Source organism: Alteromonas sp. BMJM2 (assembly GCF_027257845.1).
Lineage (GTDB): Bacteria > Pseudomonadota > Gammaproteobacteria > Enterobacterales > Alteromonadaceae > Alteromonas.
In genome coordinates, this window is sequence record NZ_JAPVOT010000051.1 from 1 (window position 1) to 1,671 (window position 1,671).

Here is a 1,671-nt window from a genome sequence, read left to right on the forward strand (position 1 = left end):
TCGACGTAATAGTAAGGAGGTGATCCAACCCCAGGTTCCCCTAGGGTTACCTTGTTACGACTTCACCCCAGTCATGAAACACAAAGTGGTAATCGTTCTCCCGAAGGTTAAACTAACTACTTCTTTTGCATCCCACTCCCATGGTGTGACGGGCGGTGTGTACAAGGCCCGGGAACGTATTCACCGCAATATTCTGACTTGCGATTACTAGCGATTCCGACTTCATGGAGTCGAGTTGCAGACTCCAATCCGGACTACGACATTCTTTAAGGGGTCCGCTCCACATCACTGTCTCGCTTCCCTCTGTAAATGCCATTGTAGCACGTGTGTAGCCCTACACGTAAGGGCCATGATGACTTGACGTCGTCCCCACCTTCCTCCGGTTTGTCACCGGCAGTCTCCTTAGAGTGCCCAACTGAATGCTGGCAACTAAGGACAAGGGTTGCGCTCGTTGCGGGACTTAACCCAACATCTCACGACACGAGCTGACGACAGCCATGCAGCACCTGTGTCAGAGTTCCCGAAGGCACGAAACTATCTCTAGTAACTTCTCTGCATGTCAAGTGTAGGTAAGGTTCTTCGCGTTGCATCGAATTAAACCACATGCTCCACCGCTTGTGCGGGCCCCCGTCAATTCATTTGAGTTTTAACCTTGCGGCCGTACTCCCCAGGCGGTCTACTTATCGCGTTAGCTTCGCTACTCACGACTTAAAGTCACAAACAGCTAGTAGACAGCGTTTACGGTGTGGACTACCAGGGTATCTAATCCTGTTCGCTACCCACACTTTCGGACATGAGCGTCAGTCTTTGGCCAGGGAGTCGCCTTCGCCACTGATGTTCCTCCAGATATCTACGCATTTCACCGCTACACCTGGAATTCCACTCCCCTCTCCAAGACTCTAGTCTGCCAGTTCTAAATGACCATCCCAGGTTGAGCCCGGGGCTTTCACATCTAGCTTAACAAACCGCCTGCGTCCGCTTTACGCCCAGTAATTCCGATTAACGCTCGCACCCTCCGTATTACCGCGGCTGCTGGCACGGAGTTAGCCGGTGCTTCTTCTGTTGTTAACGTCACAGCTAGCAGGTATTAACTACTAACCTTTCCTCACAACTGAAAGTGCTTTACAACCCGAAGGCCTTCTTCACACACGCGGCATGGCTGCATCAGGGTTTCCCCCATTGTGCAATATTCCCCACTGCTGCCTCCCGTAGGAGTCTGGACCGTGTCTCAGTTCCAGTGTGGCTGATCTTCCTCTCAGAACAGCTAGAGATCGTTGCCTTGGTGAGCCTTTACCCCACCAACTAGCTAATCTCACTTGGGCCTCTCTCTGCGCCGGAGCCTAAGCCCCGTTTGGTCCGTAGACATTATGCGGTATTAGCAGTCGTTTCCAACTGTTATCCCCCTCGCAAAGGCAAGTTCCCAAGCATTACTCACCCGTCCGCCACTCGTCAGCGATGTGCAAGCACATCCTGCTACCGTTCGACTTGCATGTGTTAGGCCTGCCGCCAGCGTTCAATCTGAGCCATGATCAAACTCTTCAATTAAATATATCGAATTATGAATCGTCGTATAGACACTCTTAACGAGTACCCACACAGATTGTCTTGTCTAAATTGTTAAAGAACGTGGTTGCTAGTGCAACCTCACCGTAAGCCGTTGCTTCTTGGTGA

At 51.3% G+C, this 1,671-nt stretch carries 1 rRNA gene; it reads right to left on the bottom strand.

The annotated features are described in order from the left end of the window. Nucleotides 1-12: 12 nt before the first annotated feature. Nucleotides 13-1,545 (bottom strand): 16S ribosomal RNA (locus O9X84_RS19460). Nucleotides 1,546-1,671: the final 126 nt, after the last annotated feature.